Annotated in this window: 15 protein-coding genes; 12 read left to right on the forward strand and 3 right to left on the reverse strand. The window is 72.2% G+C overall.

The features are described from left to right. Positions 1–224 precede the first annotated feature (224 nt). Positions 225–1,847 carry a malate synthase A gene (gene aceB, locus ACIO9J_RS14430; protein ID WP_401997759.1) on the forward strand — a complete coding sequence of 541 codons (1,623 nt, stop codon included), beginning with the start codon at positions 225–227 and terminating at the stop codon, positions 1,845–1,847. A gap of 97 nt (positions 1,848–1,944) precedes the next feature. Here aceB and ACIO9J_RS14435 read toward each other — a convergent pair whose 3' ends face one another. Together ACIO9J_RS14435 and ACIO9J_RS14440 are read right to left on the reverse strand one after the other, a co-directional pair. Next, on the reverse strand, positions 1,945–2,823 hold the full coding sequence (locus ACIO9J_RS14435) for a HipA family kinase (protein WP_401998617.1): 879 nt from the start codon (positions 2,821–2,823) through the stop codon (positions 1,945–1,947). Between the two features lie 83 nt (positions 2,824–2,906). Continuing rightward, a complete protein-coding gene (locus ACIO9J_RS14440; RefSeq protein WP_401997762.1) occupies positions 2,907–3,731 on the reverse strand; it encodes an SAM-dependent methyltransferase in 825 nt (274 codons plus the stop codon). 170 nt (positions 3,732–3,901) lie between these two features. Here ACIO9J_RS14440 and ACIO9J_RS14445 point away from each other — a divergent pair, with 170 nt between their 5' ends. Both ACIO9J_RS14445 and ACIO9J_RS14450 read left to right on the forward strand, forming a co-directional pair. Then, positions 3,902–4,891, forward strand: a complete 990-nt coding sequence (locus tag ACIO9J_RS14445) for a phospholipase (protein WP_401997765.1) — start codon at positions 3,902–3,904, stop codon at positions 4,889–4,891. 65 nt (positions 4,892–4,956) lie between these two features. Beyond that, complete coding sequence (locus tag ACIO9J_RS14450; RefSeq protein ID WP_401997768.1) at positions 4,957–5,907, forward strand: aldo/keto reductase family oxidoreductase; 951 nt, start codon at positions 4,957–4,959, stop codon at positions 5,905–5,907. 34 nt (positions 5,908–5,941) lie between these two features. Here the strand turns inward: ACIO9J_RS14450 and ACIO9J_RS14455 are convergent, their stop codons facing one another. Continuing rightward, entirely contained in the window at positions 5,942–6,598 is a 657-nt protein-coding gene (locus ACIO9J_RS14455) for a winged helix-turn-helix transcriptional regulator (protein ID WP_401997771.1), read from the reverse strand. 84 nt (positions 6,599–6,682) lie between these two features. On the opposite strand from ACIO9J_RS14455, the gene ACIO9J_RS14460 reads away from it, so the two are divergent. The 9 genes from ACIO9J_RS14460 (at position 6,683) to ACIO9J_RS14500 (ending at position 15,089) form a co-directional block, all read left to right on the forward strand. Beyond that, positions 6,683–7,894 (forward strand): pyridoxal phosphate-dependent aminotransferase, encoded by a 1,212-nt coding sequence (locus ACIO9J_RS14460; RefSeq protein ID WP_401997774.1) that lies wholly within the window; start codon positions 6,683–6,685, stop codon positions 7,892–7,894. Positions 7,895–7,920: 26 nt separating this feature from the next. Continuing rightward, positions 7,921–8,541 (forward strand): peptidase, encoded by a 621-nt coding sequence (locus ACIO9J_RS14465; protein ID WP_401997777.1) that lies wholly within the window; start codon positions 7,921–7,923, stop codon positions 8,539–8,541. Positions 8,542–8,605: 64 nt separating this feature from the next. Then, positions 8,606–9,832, forward strand: coding sequence for an FAD-dependent monooxygenase (locus ACIO9J_RS14470; protein ID WP_401998619.1), 1,227 nt, complete (start codon positions 8,606–8,608; stop codon positions 9,830–9,832). A 114-nt stretch (positions 9,833–9,946) separates the two neighbouring features. Next, positions 9,947–11,242: a VWA domain-containing protein gene (locus ACIO9J_RS14475; protein WP_401997780.1), complete on the forward strand. Its 1,296-nt coding sequence runs from the start codon at positions 9,947–9,949 to the stop codon at positions 11,240–11,242. After that, complete coding sequence (locus ACIO9J_RS14480) at positions 11,242–12,036, forward strand: hypothetical protein (protein ID WP_401997783.1); 795 nt, start codon at positions 11,242–11,244, stop codon at positions 12,034–12,036. Before ACIO9J_RS14475 ends, ACIO9J_RS14480 begins: the two co-directional genes overlap by 1 nt. A gap of 123 nt (positions 12,037–12,159) precedes the next feature. Next, positions 12,160–12,765 (forward strand): histidine phosphatase family protein, encoded by a 606-nt coding sequence (locus ACIO9J_RS14485; RefSeq protein WP_401997786.1) that lies wholly within the window; start codon positions 12,160–12,162, stop codon positions 12,763–12,765. Between the two features lie 106 nt (positions 12,766–12,871). Continuing rightward, positions 12,872–13,759, forward strand: coding sequence for a TIGR03619 family F420-dependent LLM class oxidoreductase (locus ACIO9J_RS14490; RefSeq protein ID WP_401997789.1), 888 nt, complete (start codon positions 12,872–12,874; stop codon positions 13,757–13,759). Between the two features lie 70 nt (positions 13,760–13,829). After that, positions 13,830–14,471 carry a hypothetical protein gene (locus tag ACIO9J_RS14495; RefSeq protein WP_401997792.1) on the forward strand — a complete coding sequence of 214 codons (642 nt, stop codon included), beginning with the start codon at positions 13,830–13,832 and terminating at the stop codon, positions 14,469–14,471. A gap of 195 nt (positions 14,472–14,666) precedes the next feature. Next, positions 14,667–15,089, forward strand: coding sequence for an acyl-CoA thioesterase (locus tag ACIO9J_RS14500; protein WP_401997795.1), 423 nt, complete (start codon positions 14,667–14,669; stop codon positions 15,087–15,089). Positions 15,090–15,289 lie beyond the last annotated feature (200 nt).

Raw genomic sequence — 15,289 nt, forward strand, 5'->3', positions numbered from 1 at the left:
GGGATGGCACTCAGCGCCATGTTCTGTCGACGAAGAGAATCTCGACGTCAACAAACCATTGAACTTCCACCATGAGGAAACTAGTATCCACTGACCAGAAGGCCCGTTACCTCGGACGGGGCCCCAAAGCCGTACCTCGGCTCCTGTGGCACGCAGTGTCACCGCGTCTGCCCGGCGGCCCGGCCGGCACCGTCCGTGCAGCTCTCTGAAGGAAGTGACAGCTCATGTCCGCACTAGCGCCGTCGCCGCTGGCCATCGTCGACGCAGAGCCCCTGCCCCGGCAGGAAGAGGTGCTCACCGACGCGGCCCTCGCCTTTGTGGCCGAGCTGCACCGGCTGTTCACGCCGCGGCGTGACGAGCTCCTCGCCCGCCGCGCCGAGCGTCGCGCGGAGATCGCCCGCACGTCGACCCTGGACTTCCTGCCGGAGACGGCCGCGATCCGCGCGGACGACTCGTGGCGGGTCGCCCCGGCGCCCGCCGCGCTGAACGACCGCCGCGTGGAGATCACGGGCCCGACCGACCGCAAGATGACCATCAACGCCCTGAACTCGGGCGCCAAGGTCTGGCTCGCGGACTTCGAGGACGCCTCCGCGCCCACCTGGGAGAACGTGGTCCTCGGTCAGCTCAACCTGACCGACGCCTACGCGCGCTCCATCGACTTCACGGACGAGCGCTCCGGCAAGTCGTACGCCCTCAAGGGTGCCGACGAGCTCGCCACGGTCGTCATGCGGCCGCGCGGCTGGCACCTGGACGAGCGCCACCTCCAGTTCGAGGGCACTCCGATCCCCGGCGCGCTGGTCGACTTCGGCCTGTACTTCTTCCACAACGCCAAGCGCCTGATCGAGCTCGGCAAGGGCCCGTACTTCTACCTGCCGAAGACGGAGTCGTACCTGGAGGCGCGCCTCTGGAACGACATCTTCGTCTTCGCGCAGGACTACGTGGGCATCCCCCAGGGCACGGTCCGCGCCACGGTCCTCATCGAGACGATCACCGCCGCGTACCAGATGGAGGAGATCCTCTACGAGCTGCGCGACCACGCCTCCGGCCTGAACGCGGGCCGCTGGGACTACCTCTTCTCCATCGTCAAGAATTTCCGTGACGGCGGCTCGAAGTTCGTCCTGCCGGACCGCAACCTGGTGACGATGACCGCCCCCTTCATGCGGGCGTACACCGAACTCCTCGTCCGCACCTGCCACAAGCGCGGCGCGCACGCGATCGGCGGCATGGCCGCGTTCATCCCGTCCCGCAAGGACGCGGAGGTCAACAAGGTCGCGTTCGAGAAGGTCAAGAACGACAAGGACCGCGAGGCCGGCGACGGCTTCGACGGCTCCTGGGTCGCCCACCCCGACCTGGTCCCGATCGCGATGAAGTCCTTCGACGCGGTGCTCGGCGAGAAGCCGAACCAGAAGGACCGCCTGCGCGAGGACGTGAACGTCGCCCCCGGCGACCTGATCGCCATCGACTCCCTCGACGCGAAGCCCACCTACGACGGCCTGGTCAACGCCGTCCAGGTCGGCATCCGCTACATCGAGGCGTGGCTGCGCGGCCTCGGCGCCGTCGCCATCTTCAACCTCATGGAGGACGCGGCCACCGCCGAGATCTCGCGCTCGCAGATCTGGCAGTGGATCAACGCGGGTGTCGTCTTCGAGAACGGCGAGACGGCCACGGCCGACCTCGCCCGCAAGGTCGCCGCCGAGGAACTCACCGCGATCCGCACCGAGATCGGCGACGAGGCCTTCACGACCGGCAAGTGGCAGCAGGCCCACGACCTCCTCCTCCAGGTCTCCCTGGACGCGGACTACGCGGACTTCCTGACACTGCCGGCGTACGAGCAGCTGCGCGGCTAGACGGCACTCCTCGGCGCCGTCGGTCACCGGCTGCGCCGAGTTCGTCCGCGAAAAACGCCGGGCGGGCTGGATCCTCCAGCCCGCCCGGCGTTCGCGTTCAGCGTGTCTGTGGCTTGCCGTGCAGGTCAGGAACCCGCTTCAGCCAGGCAGGGCGCCCCGCCTCCGTGGCCCGCGCCCGCTTCGCGTCCTCCGAGGCGAGTTCCTCGCGGCTGGGGAATCCGCTCGGCAGCCACGCCGCCGACGCCTTCGCGCGCTCCGCGAGATGCGCCACGTACGCCTCCCGCAGCTCCTCGGCGGAGGAGAAGCCCGGCTCGTCCACGAGCCACTCATCGGGGACGTCCGCCACGATCTCCCGCAGCAGCTCCGCCGTCACCAGCGGCGCGAGTTCCGCGTCGGCGGCAGCCACATCGGGCCCGTACCCGCCCAACGCGTGATGGCGGAAGTCGTACGCCTTGTCCGGCGCCGACGCCCCCCACCGATGGTGAAAGACCAGCGCCGCGCCATGGTCGATCAGCCAGAGGCGAGGGGGCTGAACGCCGAACGTGGGCCAGATCATCAGGTTCGAGCTGTGGACCGTGCGGTCGACGTTCGCCGTGAGGGCGTCCAGCCAGACGACCTTGCCCGCCTCCAGCGGGTCGACGTCGATGGCCTCGGGGGTGAAGTCCGCCGCGCCCGGCAGGAAGTCCATGCCGAGGTTGAGGCCCGCGCTGGAGCGGAGGAGGTCCTGGACCTCCTGGTGCGGTTCGTCTGCGGCGACCGCGGGGTCGAAGTCGACGAGGACCAGTTCGGGGAAGCGCAGACCGAGGCGGCGCGCGAGTTCGCCGACGATGATCTCGGCGACCAAGGCCTTGCGGCCCTGCGCGGAGCCGGTGAACTTCACGACGTACGTGCCCAGATCGTCGGCCTCGACGATCCCCGGCACCGAGCCGCCGGCCCGCAGAGGCTCGATGTAGCGGGTGGCGACCACCTGTCTCAAGCCGTTCACAGACCCCTGCTCCCCACTCTCCCGCACCGTCACGTCAAGCTCCGCAAGCTTAGTCGCCCCCGGTCACCGGCCCCTCAGGGCTTGCGGGCCACCGCCCCGTACATCGCGATGGCCCGGTCGTCGACGCCGTCCTGCTCCGGGCCGGGACGCCACTTGTGGACCTGGGTGACGCCCGGGTCCACCAGGTCAAGGCCGTCGAAGAACGAGGTCGCGGTGGCCCGGTCGCGCAGCGCCATCGGCATGCCCTGCTGCGCGTACTCCTCGGCCACCCGGCCCACCTCGCCGGGCGCGAAGTCCGCGGTCCCGATGGTCATCGCCAGGAAGCTGCCCGACGGCAGCGGTTCAAGGAGGCGCCGCACCAGGAGACCGTCGTCCGGCGGCAGGATGAAGTGGAGTATCCCGATGACCATCAGGCCCACCGGCTCCCCCAGGTCGATCAGTTCACGGAACTCCGGGCTGTCCAGGATGGCGTCCGGGTCGTGCATGTCGGCGTCGACGTACGCGGTCGCGCCCTCGCGCGTGCCCTGGAGGAGGGCACGCGCGTGTGCCAGGACGATGGGGTCGTTGTCGACGTAGACGACGTGCGCGTCCGCCGCCACCCGCTGCGCCACCTCGTGCAGGTTGGGGGCCGTGGGCAGGCCGGTGCCGATGTCGAGGAACTGCCGGATGCCCTGCTCCTTGGCGAGGTAGTGCCCGGCGCGGTGCATGAACCGGCGGTTCTCCAGCATGTGCACCGGAAGCGCCGGCCAGTGCTCGCACATCGTGTCGCCCGCCTCGGCGTCGACGGCGTAGTGGTCCTTGCCGCCCAGGATGTAGTCGTACACCCGCGCCGAATGAGCCGTCGAGGTGTCGATCCGATCTCCCGCGCCGCCACCGTTGCCGCCGCTGCCGCCGTGCATGGGCCACTCCACTCTTGATCGTTGACGATGGCCTCAGACGGTACAGCGGTCCGGTCCTCCTACCGCCTCATCCGGCCACGCCCCGACGGCGCCCGGACCGGCGCGGGGCGTTTGACCTGGGGCGGGACGGGCAGGCGGCCGAGCGCACAGGAACGGATGGAGAGACAGCCTTGATACGCCAGGACCGCCCCCGCTCGACCGCCCTCGCCGCGACGCTGACCGCCACGTGCGGCGCCCTGGTGGTGGGGCTCGCCGCCTCGCCGGCCGGCGCCGCCGCCGGTCCAGGACCCGAATCCGGCTCCCAGCGCCCGGTCTGGGCCATCGCCCACCGCGTCCTGACCGTCGACGGCGTCGACAAGGCGCTCGGCCACGGGGCCAACGCGCTGGAGATCGACGCCACCGCCTGGAAGAAGGGCTGGTGGGCCGATCACGACGGGCTCCCTACGAGCGCCGGGAACACCATGGCGGAGATGTTCGACCGGATCGCGCAGCAGCGGCGGGCGGGCAAGAACATCGGGTTCGTCTGGCTCGACATCAAGAACCCCGACCACTGCGACAGCGGTGCCGCCAAGTCGCGCCACTGCTCGGTCGCGGCCCTGCGCGACCTGGCCCGCAGCAAGCTGGAGAGCGCCGGGGTGCGGGTCCTCTACGGGTTCTACGGCACCGCGGGCGGCACGGGCTGGAAGGACGTCGCGGACGGCCTCACCGACCGCGAAGGCGTGGACATCAGCGGCGACACGGACGAGGTGACGCGGCAGTACGGCGAGTTCGGCGACTCCGTACGCAACAACCAACGCGTCATGGACAAGGGCCTGTTCAACCTCAACCTGCCGACGGTTCTGGGCAAGGTACGCGAGCAGGTGCGCCTCGGCGCCGAGGCACGGGACCGCGGCGCACTCGCGCGCGTCTTCGGCTGGACGACCGGCGCGGGCGACGGCCGGGCCACCCGGACCCTCCTGGACGGGGCCGGGGGCGACGCCGACGGTCTGATCTACGGCCACCGGGCCTCCTGTTACCCCGACGGCGTCTCCGGCATCCGCGGCTGTGGCAAGGACGAGTCGTCCGCGAAGCGGGCCATCGGCCACATCCACGACTTCGTCGCGGCGCACGGCGACACCCGCCGCATGGCGACCAACGAGGATGTCCCCTTCGGGAGTTGACCGGTCGTTACGGTGTGACCACCGGGTCGGCACGTACGACCACCGGTCCTCACCGAGGGAGAGACATGACGGCACAGCCCGACCTGCCCGACCGGCAGCCGCTGTACGGATGCATGGGGCTCGGCGGCACCTGGGACACCGCGCCGTACACCGCCGCGGACATCGCGCACGCGGAGGCCGCCGTCGAGGCCGCCCTGGCCATCGGGATCACGGCGTTCGACCACGCCGACATCTACCGGAAGGGCAAGGCCGAGGCGGTCTTCGGCGAACTGCTCGCCAGGGCGCCCGAGTTGCGCGACCGCATCGTCCTGCAGACCAAGTGCGGCATCCGGCAGGCCGAGGGCGACCTGCCCGGCATGTACGACCTGCGGGGGCCGACCGTCGTCCGGCGCGTCGAGGAGAGCCTCACCCGGCTCCGCACCGATGTGCTCGACGTGCTGCTGCTGCACAGGCCGGACCCGCTGGCGGATCCCGCGGAGCTCGCCGAGGCGCTCACCTCCCTGCACCGCCAGGGCCTGGTGCGCCACTTCGGCGTGTCGAACATGAGCGCGGCGCAGATCGCCCAGCTACGGGCCCACCTCGATCTCCCGCTGATCGCGAACCAGTTGGAGATGAGCCTCGCCAGCAGGGACTGGGTCGAGGCGGGTGTCCTTCTCAACACCGCGGCCGCCACCGAGAACGGCTTCCCGCACGGGACGATCGAGTACTGCCTGGCCAACGGCGTCCGGCTACAGGCCTGGGGCGCCCTGGCCCAGGGCCGCTTCACCGGCCCCGACGCGGGCGGTTCGCCCACCGCCCGGCTCGTCGCCGACCTCGCCAAGCGCAAGGGGACGACACCGGAGACGATCCTGCTGTGGTGGCTCCAGCGCCACCCGGCCCGGATCGCCCCGGTCATCGGCACCAGCCGCCCCGAACGTATCCGCGCCTGCCGCGACGCCGTCGACCGCGAGCCCGAGCTCACCCACGAGGAGTGGTACGAACTGTGGGTCACCGCCCGCGGCGTACCGCTGCCCTGACGCTTCCGCCCGGAGTTCAGGTCGACCGAGCCGTTCAGACGGCGCGCAGCGCCTTCGCCAGGCCCCCTTCCCCCACAAGCTCGATCCGCCCCGTCCGCACCCCCTCACCCACCGTCAGCTCCCCGCTGCTCACCGCCACGCACGTCGCCGCGTCCAGCGCGAGGTGGGCCTCGGGGGCGACCGGTGCGGGGCCCTCGCCGTAGGAGTCGCCCGCGCCGCCGACCCGTACGTGGAACTCGCCCTCGGGGAGGCGGACTTGGAGTACGCCCTCGGCGCCGGTCCCCGCGAGGGCCCGCAGCAGTGGCAGGGCGAACCAGTGCGCCCGCACCGCGTCCGTGGGCCTGCGCTCCGCCAGGGCGGGGGCGCCCCAGGCCGCGAGGGCCTGGAGGACGGGGAGCAAATCGCGGCCGCGGTCGGTCAGTTCGTAGACGTACGCCGCCGCGGGCGGGGGCAGCTTGCGGCGGGTGCTCAGGCCCTGCTGTTCCATGTCCTTCAGGCGTGAGGCGAGGACGTCCGTGCTGACGCCCGGCAGGTCGGCGTGCAGGTCGGTGTAGCGGCGCGGGCCCGCGAGGAGCTCCCGGACGATCAGCAGGGTCCAGCGGTCGCCGACGGCGTCCAGGCCGCGGGCGGCGGCGCAGTACTGGTCGTAGCTTCGGCGGGACCGCGGCTGCGGCCTGGACTGAGGTGGCATGCGACATAGTCTATGCAGGTTGTTGGACTTTCCAAGCGGAGGCTTGGTAAAACCAAGTAACACACGTCACGGGAGGCGCACCGCATGGAGTTCCGGCAGTCGAGCAAGCTCAGCGAGGTCTGTTACGAGATCCGGGGCCCGGTCATCGAGCACGCCAACGCCCTGGAGGAGGCGGGCCACAGCGTCCTGCGCCTCAACACCGGCAACCCCGCGCTGTTCGGCTTCGAGGCGCCCGAGGAGATCGTCCAGGACATGATCCGGATGCTCCCGAACGCGCACGGCTACACGGACTCGCGCGGCGTCCTCTCCGCCCGCCGCGCCGTCGTCCAGCGCTACCAGGCGCTCGGCCTCGACGACGTCTCCGTGGACGACGTCTTCCTCGGCAACGGCGTCTCCGAACTGGTCACCATGGCCGTACAGGCGCTCCTGGAGGACGGCGACGAAGTCCTCATCCCCGCGCCCGACTTCCCCCTGTGGACCGCCGTGACGACCCTCTCCGGAGGCAAGGCCGTCCACTACGTGTGCGACGAGTCAGCCGACTGGTACCCGGACCTGGACGACATGGCGTCGAAGATCACCGACCGGACGAAGGCCGTCGTGATCATCAACCCGAACAACCCCACGGGCGCGGTGTACCCGAAGGAGATCCTGGAGGGCATCCTCGACCTGGCGCGGCGGCACGGCCTGATGGTCTTCGCCGACGAGATCTACGACCGAATCCTGTACGACGACGCCGTGCACCACAGCGTCGCCGCCCTCGCCCCCGACCTGGTCGTCCTCACCTTCTGCGGCCTGTCGAAGACGTACCGCGTGGCGGGCTTCCGCTCCGGCTGGCTGGTGGTCACCGGGCCGCGGCAGCACGCCAAGAGCTATCTGGAGGGCCTGACGATGCTCGCCTCCATGCGGCTCTGCCCCAACGCCCCCGCGCAGTACGCCATCCAGGCCGCGCTCGGCGGCCGCCAGTCCATCCATGAACTCACCGCGCCCGGCGGCCGGTTGCACGAACAGCGCGACCGGGCCTGGCAGAAGCTCAACGAGATCCCCGGCGTCTCCTGCGTGAAGCCCAAGGGCGCGCTCTACGCCTTCCCGCGCCTGGACCCGAAGGTGCACCCGATCCACGACGACGAGAAGTTCGTCCTCGACCTGCTGCTCCAGGAGAAGATCCAGGTGGTCCAGGGCACCGGCTTCAACTGGGCCCGCCCCGACCACTTCCGCATCCTCACCCTCCCCCACGCCGACGACCTCGACGCGGCGATCAGCCGCATCGGCCGCTTCCTCAGCAGCTACCGTCAGTGACCGGGGCCGGGAGCGGAACCGGAACCATGACCAGGAGCACCATGCAGCCCTGCACCACCTGCGCAGCGCCCGTGCAGACGCAGTTCGCCTCGCCCGAACTCGTCGCGCCCATCGTGTACGAGGACTTCGACCGCGCCGCCGACCCGGCCTGGCGCACCTCGGGCGCGGCGACGCTCGCCGACTACGCGCGCTGGTGCGGCCACCTGTGCGGTCTGACCTGCTACCGGATGGCGCTCGGCCCGTCCGCCCCCTCCCTCTTCGAACTGCGGGACGGCGCGCTGAAGTACGGCGCCTACACGGAGGCCGACGGGGTCATCAAGGGGCTCGTCTACGCCCCTTTCGCGGAGTACGCGCGCGAGGCGCACGGCGTGGACGCCACGGTCCACCGCCACCTCTCCGTGGCGGAGATCGGCACACTCCTCGACGAGGGGCGCCGGGTCATCGCGTCGGTGCACTACGAGATCCGCCGCCCGGACCGCCCCGCGCCGGGCCGGGGCGGCCATCTGGTGCTGCTCACCCGGCGCACCGCCGAGGGACTGCTGCACTTCCACAACCCGTCCGGCATCGACGCCCGCACCCGGACCGCCGAGCTGACGGCCGACCGGTTCGAGCCGTTCTTCGCCGGACGCGGGGTATCGCTGCGCTGACAGACGGACGCGGGGTATCGCCGCGCTGACAGACGGTCACCCCGCCTGCCAGGATGGCGCCATGATGCGTGGAGGCAGGGTCGCCGTCGTGGGCGGCAGCATCGCCGGGTGCGCCGCGGCGCTCGCCGCTCACCGGGGCGGTGCGGACGAGATCACCGTGTACGAGCGCGCGGCGGGCGATCTGGCGGACCGGGGCGTGGGGCTCGCGGTGCACGACGCCCGGTACGCGGAGCTGGCACCGGCCGGGTACATGGACGCGGACATGCCGTGGGTGCAGCTCGTGCGGCGCCGCTGGTACGTGCGCGACGAGGGCGCGGCAGGGCCGGTGGGCCGGGAGATCGCCGTGATGCCGTTCCCCTTCCGTACGTACAACTGGGGTCCGCTGTGGCGGGAGTTGCGCCGCCGCATCCCCGGACCCGTGGAGTTCAGGACCGGCGCCGCGGTCCAGGCGCTGCGCACGGGTCCGGGCGGCACCGAGCTCGACACCGCGGCGGGCACCGAGCACTTCGACCTGGTGATCGGCGCGGACGGCTACCGCTCGGTGACCCGCGCCGGCGCCTTCGGCGACGTGCGTCCCGCGTACGCGGGCTATCTCGCCTGGCGCGGCGCGTTCCCCGAGACCCGTCTGAAGGATCCGGGCCTGTGGGCCGACGAGGACTGCGTGTACGCCGTCTTCCCGGGCGGCCACGTGATCATCTACCGGATCCCGGACGGCGCGGGCGGCCGCCGCGTCAACTGGGTCCTGTACACCGCGCCGCCCCCGGACCTCGATCTGGGCCTCGGCCTCGACCTGCGGCTCACCGGCCCCACCAGCCTGCCTCCCGGCGGCCTCACCGAGGCGCTCGCCGCCCATCTCGGGTACGTCGCCGACGAGCTCCTGCCGCCGTACTGGGGCGCAGTGCTGCGCGCGACGGCGCCCGACGAGCTCTTCCTCCAGCCCATGTACGACTTCACGGCGCCCCGCTGCACCACGGGCCGCGTGCTCCTGGTCGGCGACGCGGCCGCGGTCGCCAGGCCGCACACCGGCGCGGGCGCGGTGAAGGCGCTCCAGGACGCCACCTGCCTGGAGTCCGCGCTCGCCACCGCGGACACCTGGGCGGACGCCCTGGACACCTACGACACCGACCGCACGCTCTCCGGTCGCTCGATGGTGGATCTGGGACGGCGCCTGGGCGGTGCGCTCGTTCAGGCGACACCGGACTGGCGGGCCATGGACCAGGCGTCGATGGAGGACTGGTGGCGGCGGGCGGACGGCGGCGCGGCGTTCGGCGGGCGTGAGCTGAGGCGCTGACTGCGCGCCGCGCGACGTCGGCGGGAGCCGTGGTGATGCGTGGTCAGGCGGTCGCGCTGCGTGCTGTTCTGACGCCGTTTTGGGTATGCCCGCCGAGATCAATAGGATCCGGCGATGATCACAAGACAACGGCCGGCGGCCTGGGCGATCGCCCTGCTCGCGGCCCTGACCGCCGGGCTCGTCACGGCAGGCCCCGCGGCCGCCGACGACGGCGACGAACCGGCACGGCCCTCCCCCAAGGTCGAGCTCGTACTCGACGTCAGCGGCTCCATGCGGGCCCGCGACATCGACGGCAAGTCCCGGATGGCCGCGGCGAAGCAGGCCTTCAACGAGGTGCTCGACGCGACCCCGGACGAGGTGGCGCTCGGCATACGGACCCTCGGCGCCAACTACCGCGGCGACGACCGCAGGACGGGCTGCAAGGACACCGAGCTGCTCTACCCCGTGGAGCAGCTCGACAAGGCGGGCCGCACCGACGCGAAGACCGCCGTGGCGACGCTCGCGCCGACCGGCTGGACCCCGATCGGCCCGACGCTGCTCAAGGCGGCGGACGACCTCACCCACGACGACGACGCCGAGCGCAGCCGCCGCATCGTACTGATCTCCGACGGCGAGGACACCTGCCAGCCGCTCGACCCGTGCGTGGTGGCCCGCGACATCTCGGCCAAGGGCATCAACCTCACCATCGACACCCTGGGCCTGGTGCCCGACGCCAAGACCAGGGACCAGCTGAGCTGCATCGCCGAGGCCACCGGCGGTACGTACACCTCGATCCGGCACACCGATGAACTCTCCGGCCGCGTCAAGCAGTTGGTGGACCGCGCGGCGGACCCGGTGGTCACGCCGGTCGAGGCGAAGGGCGCGGCGGAGTGCTCCGCGGCACCCGAGCTGAAGTCCGGCCTCTACACCGACCGCGAGAAGTTCGGCGAGCACCGCTGGTACCGCGTGAACGTGCCCGCGGGCAAGGAGCTGCGCGCCTCGGTGAGCGTCTCCGCCGACCGGGCGGTCAATCCGGACTACGGCGTCCTGCTCAGGGCCGAGACCCCGAAGGGCCGCGAGATCGTGCGCGGCCAGGAGTCCGGCGACGGGCGCACCGACGTGATCTCGACGGGGCTGCGCTACCCGACCCCCGAGGCGGACGACGACGAGGAGGCCGACGACGCCGAGACCGTCTGTCTGCGCGTCAGCAACTCCTTCTCCGCGCCCGCTTCGGTGAAGACGACGCCGGGCCTGCCCGTCGAGCTCGCCGTCGACCTGGTGGACACCTCCGACGAGGCGTCCGACGTGGCGTTCTTCGGGCTCGGCCACGGCTGGTGGCTGCTCGGCCTGCTCGTCCTCACCGGCTTCCTCGCCGGTCTGGTCTGGGGCTGGGTCTCTCGCTGGCGCTTCGCGGTCTGGAGGACCAACTGATGCGTACGACACGTGTGCTGAGCCGCGTCGCCGCCGCGGCGGGCGCCGCCCTGCTGGTCCTCGCGGGGACCGCGGGCGTGGCCGCCGCCGACGGTGACGAGAAGGCCGACTCCGACGCGCCGACGGAGGCGGGCACCTCCTTCCGTACCGCCACCGCGATCCGCCCCGACCAGGAGGCCACGGCGCAGGCGTCCACGGGTGACTACCTGTACTGGGCGTTCCCGGTGGACACCGGGCAGCGCGCCACCGTGCACGCCACGGTGAAGCTGCCGGATGCCGCGGCCCGGCACGCCGAGTCGACCTGGCGGGTCGACGTGTACGACGGCCTCAGGCGCCGTCAGGCGTGCCGTCTCGGCACGCCGACGCGGACGGCGGCGCAGGACGCGGAGTCGGTCTCGCTGTCCTGCTCGCTGCGCACGGTGCGGGCCTGGTCGGAGCAGTGGGCCAACGATCCGCTGCCGGGCACGTACTTCCTGCGGCTCACGGTCACCGACCTCAAGGCCGACGACCTGGGTCTGCCGGTGAGCGTCGAGACGAAGGTCACCACGACCGACGCGGGCGGCGCGCAGGCCGTGGACGGTTCGCTGGGCGAGCCGCTGGTGCCGGGCGCTGGCTCGGACAAGCAGCGGCCCGCCGCCGTCACCGAGCCGGAGGACGGCTGGGCGGGCGGCTGGTGGTCATCGCGCTGGCTGTGGACGGCGGCCGGGGGCGTCCTCGCGGCGCTCGCGGGCGTCGGCGGCTACGCCCTGACGCGCGGCTCGGGCCGCCCCGCGCGGGTGCCGCAGGGCATGTGAGACGGCTGCCCCGGGGGACCTGACAGGCCCCCCGCACGCGCGTGACCTGCGCCGCGTGGCAGTCTCGTGGGTGGCGGGACCGGACGGTTCCGCCACCCCCGGAAGAACAGGATGTGCGCGACCATGGGCGATCTGCTCCTCGTCCGGCACGGCGAGACGCCGTGGGCCCTCTCAGGGCAGCACACCAGCTGGACGGACGTCCCCCTGACGGACCACGGCAGGGAGCAGGCGCGCTCGCTCGCGCCGCTCATCGGCACCTACCGGATCGGCGCGGCGTTCACGAGCCCGCGCGGGCGGGCCAGGGAGACCGCGGAGCTCGCCGGGTTCGGGCACGCGAAGGTCGACCCGGATCTGAGCGAGTGGGAGTACGGCGCGTACGAGGGTCTGACCACCGTCGAGATCCACCGCAGCCGCCCCGACTGGTACCTCTTCAGCGACGGCGTGGCCGCGGGCCCGCCCGAGCACCCGGGCGAGACCCCCGACGAGGTCGGCGAGCGCGCCGACCGGATGCTCGCCAAGGTCGACGCGGCGCTCGCCAACAACGAGGGCAGCGTGGTGCTCTTCGCGCACAGCCACTTCCTGCGCGTCCTGACGGCCCGCAGGCTGGGCCTGCCCACCTCGGGCGGCTCGATGTTCCTGCTCGCCACGGGCACGGTGAGCCGGCTGAGCACCGAGCACGGCAGGCCGGTGGTGGCGAGCTGGAACCTCCGCCCCGCCACGGCGGGCTGACGGAGGATCAGCGGGTCCGCCGGGCCCGCCGCCTCCCCCGTAATCGGCGGAATCGACGCATCCGCCGGATTCGACACCCGCATTCGCGATCATCAAGACTGCGCTCATGCGATACGGCGTGAACCTCCTCAACTTCGGCTCCGGGACGACCCCCGACTCCCTCGTACGACAGGCCACCGACGCCCGCGACCTCGGCCTGGAGTTCGCGATGATCTCCGACCACATCGCGGTGACCGAGGACGTCCACGGGGTCTACCCGGCGCCGTTCTACGACCAGTTCGTGCTCGCCGCGCACCTCGCGGGCCGCGTGCCCGGACTGCGCCTCGGTACGACCATCACCGTCATCCCCTACCGCCACCCCCTCCAGACCGCGCGGATGGCCGCCAACATCGACCAGCTGAACGACGCCGGGTTCATCCTGGGCGCCGGGGTGGGCTGGTCGGCGGCCGAGTACGAGGTCCTCGGCGTGCCGTTCCGCGAGCGCGGCGCGATCACCGACGAGTACCTCGCGGCGATCCGCGCCGCCTGGAGCGAGGACCCGACGTCCTTCCGTGGCAGGTACGTCTCCTACGAGGGCGTCCGCACCGCCCCGGCCCCCGCGACCCGCCCCCACCTGCCGGTCTGGGTGGGCGGCAACTCCCCCGCCGCGCAGGTGCGGGCCGCGCGCCTGGGCGAGGGCTGGCACCCGTTCATGCCGACCCTGGCGGCGCTGCGCGCGGCGCTCCCGCGCATCGCGGCGGAGGCGGCGGCCGCGGGCCGTCCGGTCCCCGGCCTCGTGCCGCGCCTCCAGATCAGGCTCGGCGCGCAGGCGGACACGGCGGAGCGTCCGCTCGGGCACGGCAGCGCGGACCAGATCCGCGCCGACCTGGAGACCCTCGCGGAGCTGGGCGCCACCGACGTACTCCTGGACACCTATCCCGGTACTCCTGAGGAGCGGGCGGACGCGGACACGGACCGCAAGACGCTGGAGCTGGTGATGTCGACGGCTCCGTGACCCCGATGTCAGTGGCTCGGTGCACCATCGGTACCAGGTGCAGGAACCGGGCCGGGAAGGGGTGCGTGCGGTGCGACCGCCTACTGCCGTTCAGCGACGGATCATCGAGGCCGCCGAGCCGGGGACCGGACGTCTGTCCGGCACGGAGACGCAGCTCACGGGCCTGGTGCGGGCACGCCTCGCCTTCCGCCATCCCCGGCCGCCGCATGCGTACTTCCTGACGCCGGCGGGTCATCGCATACGCGAGGAGGGCGCGGCCCCCGCCGCCCCCGAGCCACCGCGGGCCCCCGCCCCCGCGCCTTCCGGAGTCTTCGCCGCGCGCACCGGCACGGAGACCGCGCCGACCGGCTCCGAGGGCCCCGCCCGCGCGCGGGAGGTGCGCAGCGCCTGGGAGGGCCTGGTCGAGCTGCGCCGCATGACGAACAGGGACGGCTCGCGCGAGCGCCCCTGCGCCTGGGAGCGGGGCCACCTGGTGCAGGCGGCGGCGCTGGCCCTGGAGGCGGCGGGCTGCCGCCCCGCGGGCCCCGGCCAGGACGGGTACCGGGTGGAAGAGACGCCACAGCCGGAGGCCGTCGCCGTGCGGGAGCCGACGCCGGAGGGGCTGCGCCGGTGCGCGGCCGTCCTGGAGCGGGCCGGGTGGCAGGTCGGCGAGCACGCGGCGGCGGCGCGCTCGGGCGGACGCTATGTGCTGGCCTCACCGCGCAGGACGTGACGTCGGCTCTCGGGACGTGACGTCGGCGCGCGGCACATGACGGTCGCCGCGCTGGTCGCGCGGGTCGTGGGTCCGGTGGAATGCGGCGCGCCACCCGTGAGTTGAACGCTGCGGGCACAACCCGAAGCACGACCGTGCTGCAATACGACCCGTACGACCAGACCGCGCAACTCGCAGGCCATCGAAGGGAAAACCGTGGCAGAGCCGTATTCCGTGAGCATCGGCGTCCGTGGGTACGAGACGGACTCGCAGGGCCATCTCAACCAGGCCGTATACCTCCAGTACGCCGAGCACGCCCGCTGGGCCCTGCTGCGCGCGGCCGGGATAGAGCAGCGCGACCTGCTGGACAAGGGCGTCGGCCCGGTGGCCCTGGAGAACACGATCCGGTACCGCAACGAGTTGAGCGCGGGCGACGAGATCAAGGTGAGCTGCCAGTTCATCTGGGGCGAGCGCAAGACGTTCCGCACGGAGCAGACGATCACCAAGGCGGACGGATCGGTGGCGGCGACGGTGACCGGGGTGGGGGGGCTGCTCGACCTCAAGGAGCGGCGCATGGTGTCGGATCCGCTGGACTACTTCCGGGCGCTCGCGGCCGATCCGGGGCTGCTGGGGCTGTAACGCGGGGCGCGCGACGCATCATGGACACGGCCTCCGCGGGCCTCCACCCCTCGCGGTTGGCCGTGTCCATGACATCGTCACCCAACCGTTCCAGGACGTTCACACGAGAATACGTACACCCGTGCCACTCTCCCGGTGGTTGATTAGTCAACTCGCGTAGACCGCACGCCCGTCGAGTGGGCGCGCGGCGCGCGAGGCCT

Source organism: Streptomyces sp. NPDC087300 (assembly GCF_044744425.1).
Taxonomy (GTDB): domain Bacteria; phylum Actinomycetota; class Actinomycetes; order Streptomycetales; family Streptomycetaceae; genus Streptomyces.

What these genes read in the sequence shown, in the direction of transcription:
- ACIO9J_RS14460 (WP_401997774.1), top strand. Translation starts at nt 6,683, where the DNA reads ATGGAGTTCCGGCAGTCGAGCAAGCTCAGCGAGGTCTGTTACGAGATC.
- ACIO9J_RS14465 (WP_401997777.1), top strand. Translation starts at nt 7,921, where the DNA reads ATGACCAGGAGCACCATGCAGCCCTGCACCACCTGCGCAGCGCCCGTG.
- ACIO9J_RS14480 (WP_401997783.1), top strand. Translation starts at nt 11,242, where the DNA reads ATGCGTACGACACGTGTGCTGAGCCGCGTCGCCGCCGCGGCGGGCGCC.
- ACIO9J_RS14470 (WP_401998619.1), top strand. Translation starts at nt 8,606, where the DNA reads ATGCGTGGAGGCAGGGTCGCCGTCGTGGGCGGCAGCATCGCCGGGTGC.
- ACIO9J_RS14475 (WP_401997780.1), top strand. Translation starts at nt 9,947, where the DNA reads ATGATCACAAGACAACGGCCGGCGGCCTGGGCGATCGCCCTGCTCGCG.
- ACIO9J_RS14490 (WP_401997789.1), top strand. Translation starts at nt 12,872, where the DNA reads ATGCGATACGGCGTGAACCTCCTCAACTTCGGCTCCGGGACGACCCCC.
- ACIO9J_RS14485 (WP_401997786.1), top strand. Translation starts at nt 12,160, where the DNA reads ATGGGCGATCTGCTCCTCGTCCGGCACGGCGAGACGCCGTGGGCCCTC.
- ACIO9J_RS14440 (WP_401997762.1), bottom strand. Translation starts at nt 3,731, where the DNA reads ATGCACGGCGGCAGCGGCGGCAACGGTGGCGGCGCGGGAGATCGGATC.
- ACIO9J_RS14455 (WP_401997771.1), bottom strand. Translation starts at nt 6,598, where the DNA reads ATGCCACCTCAGTCCAGGCCGCAGCCGCGGTCCCGCCGAAGCTACGAC.
- aceB (WP_401997759.1), top strand. Translation starts at nt 225, where the DNA reads ATGTCCGCACTAGCGCCGTCGCCGCTGGCCATCGTCGACGCAGAGCCC.
- ACIO9J_RS14450 (WP_401997768.1), top strand. Translation starts at nt 4,957, where the DNA reads ATGACGGCACAGCCCGACCTGCCCGACCGGCAGCCGCTGTACGGATGC.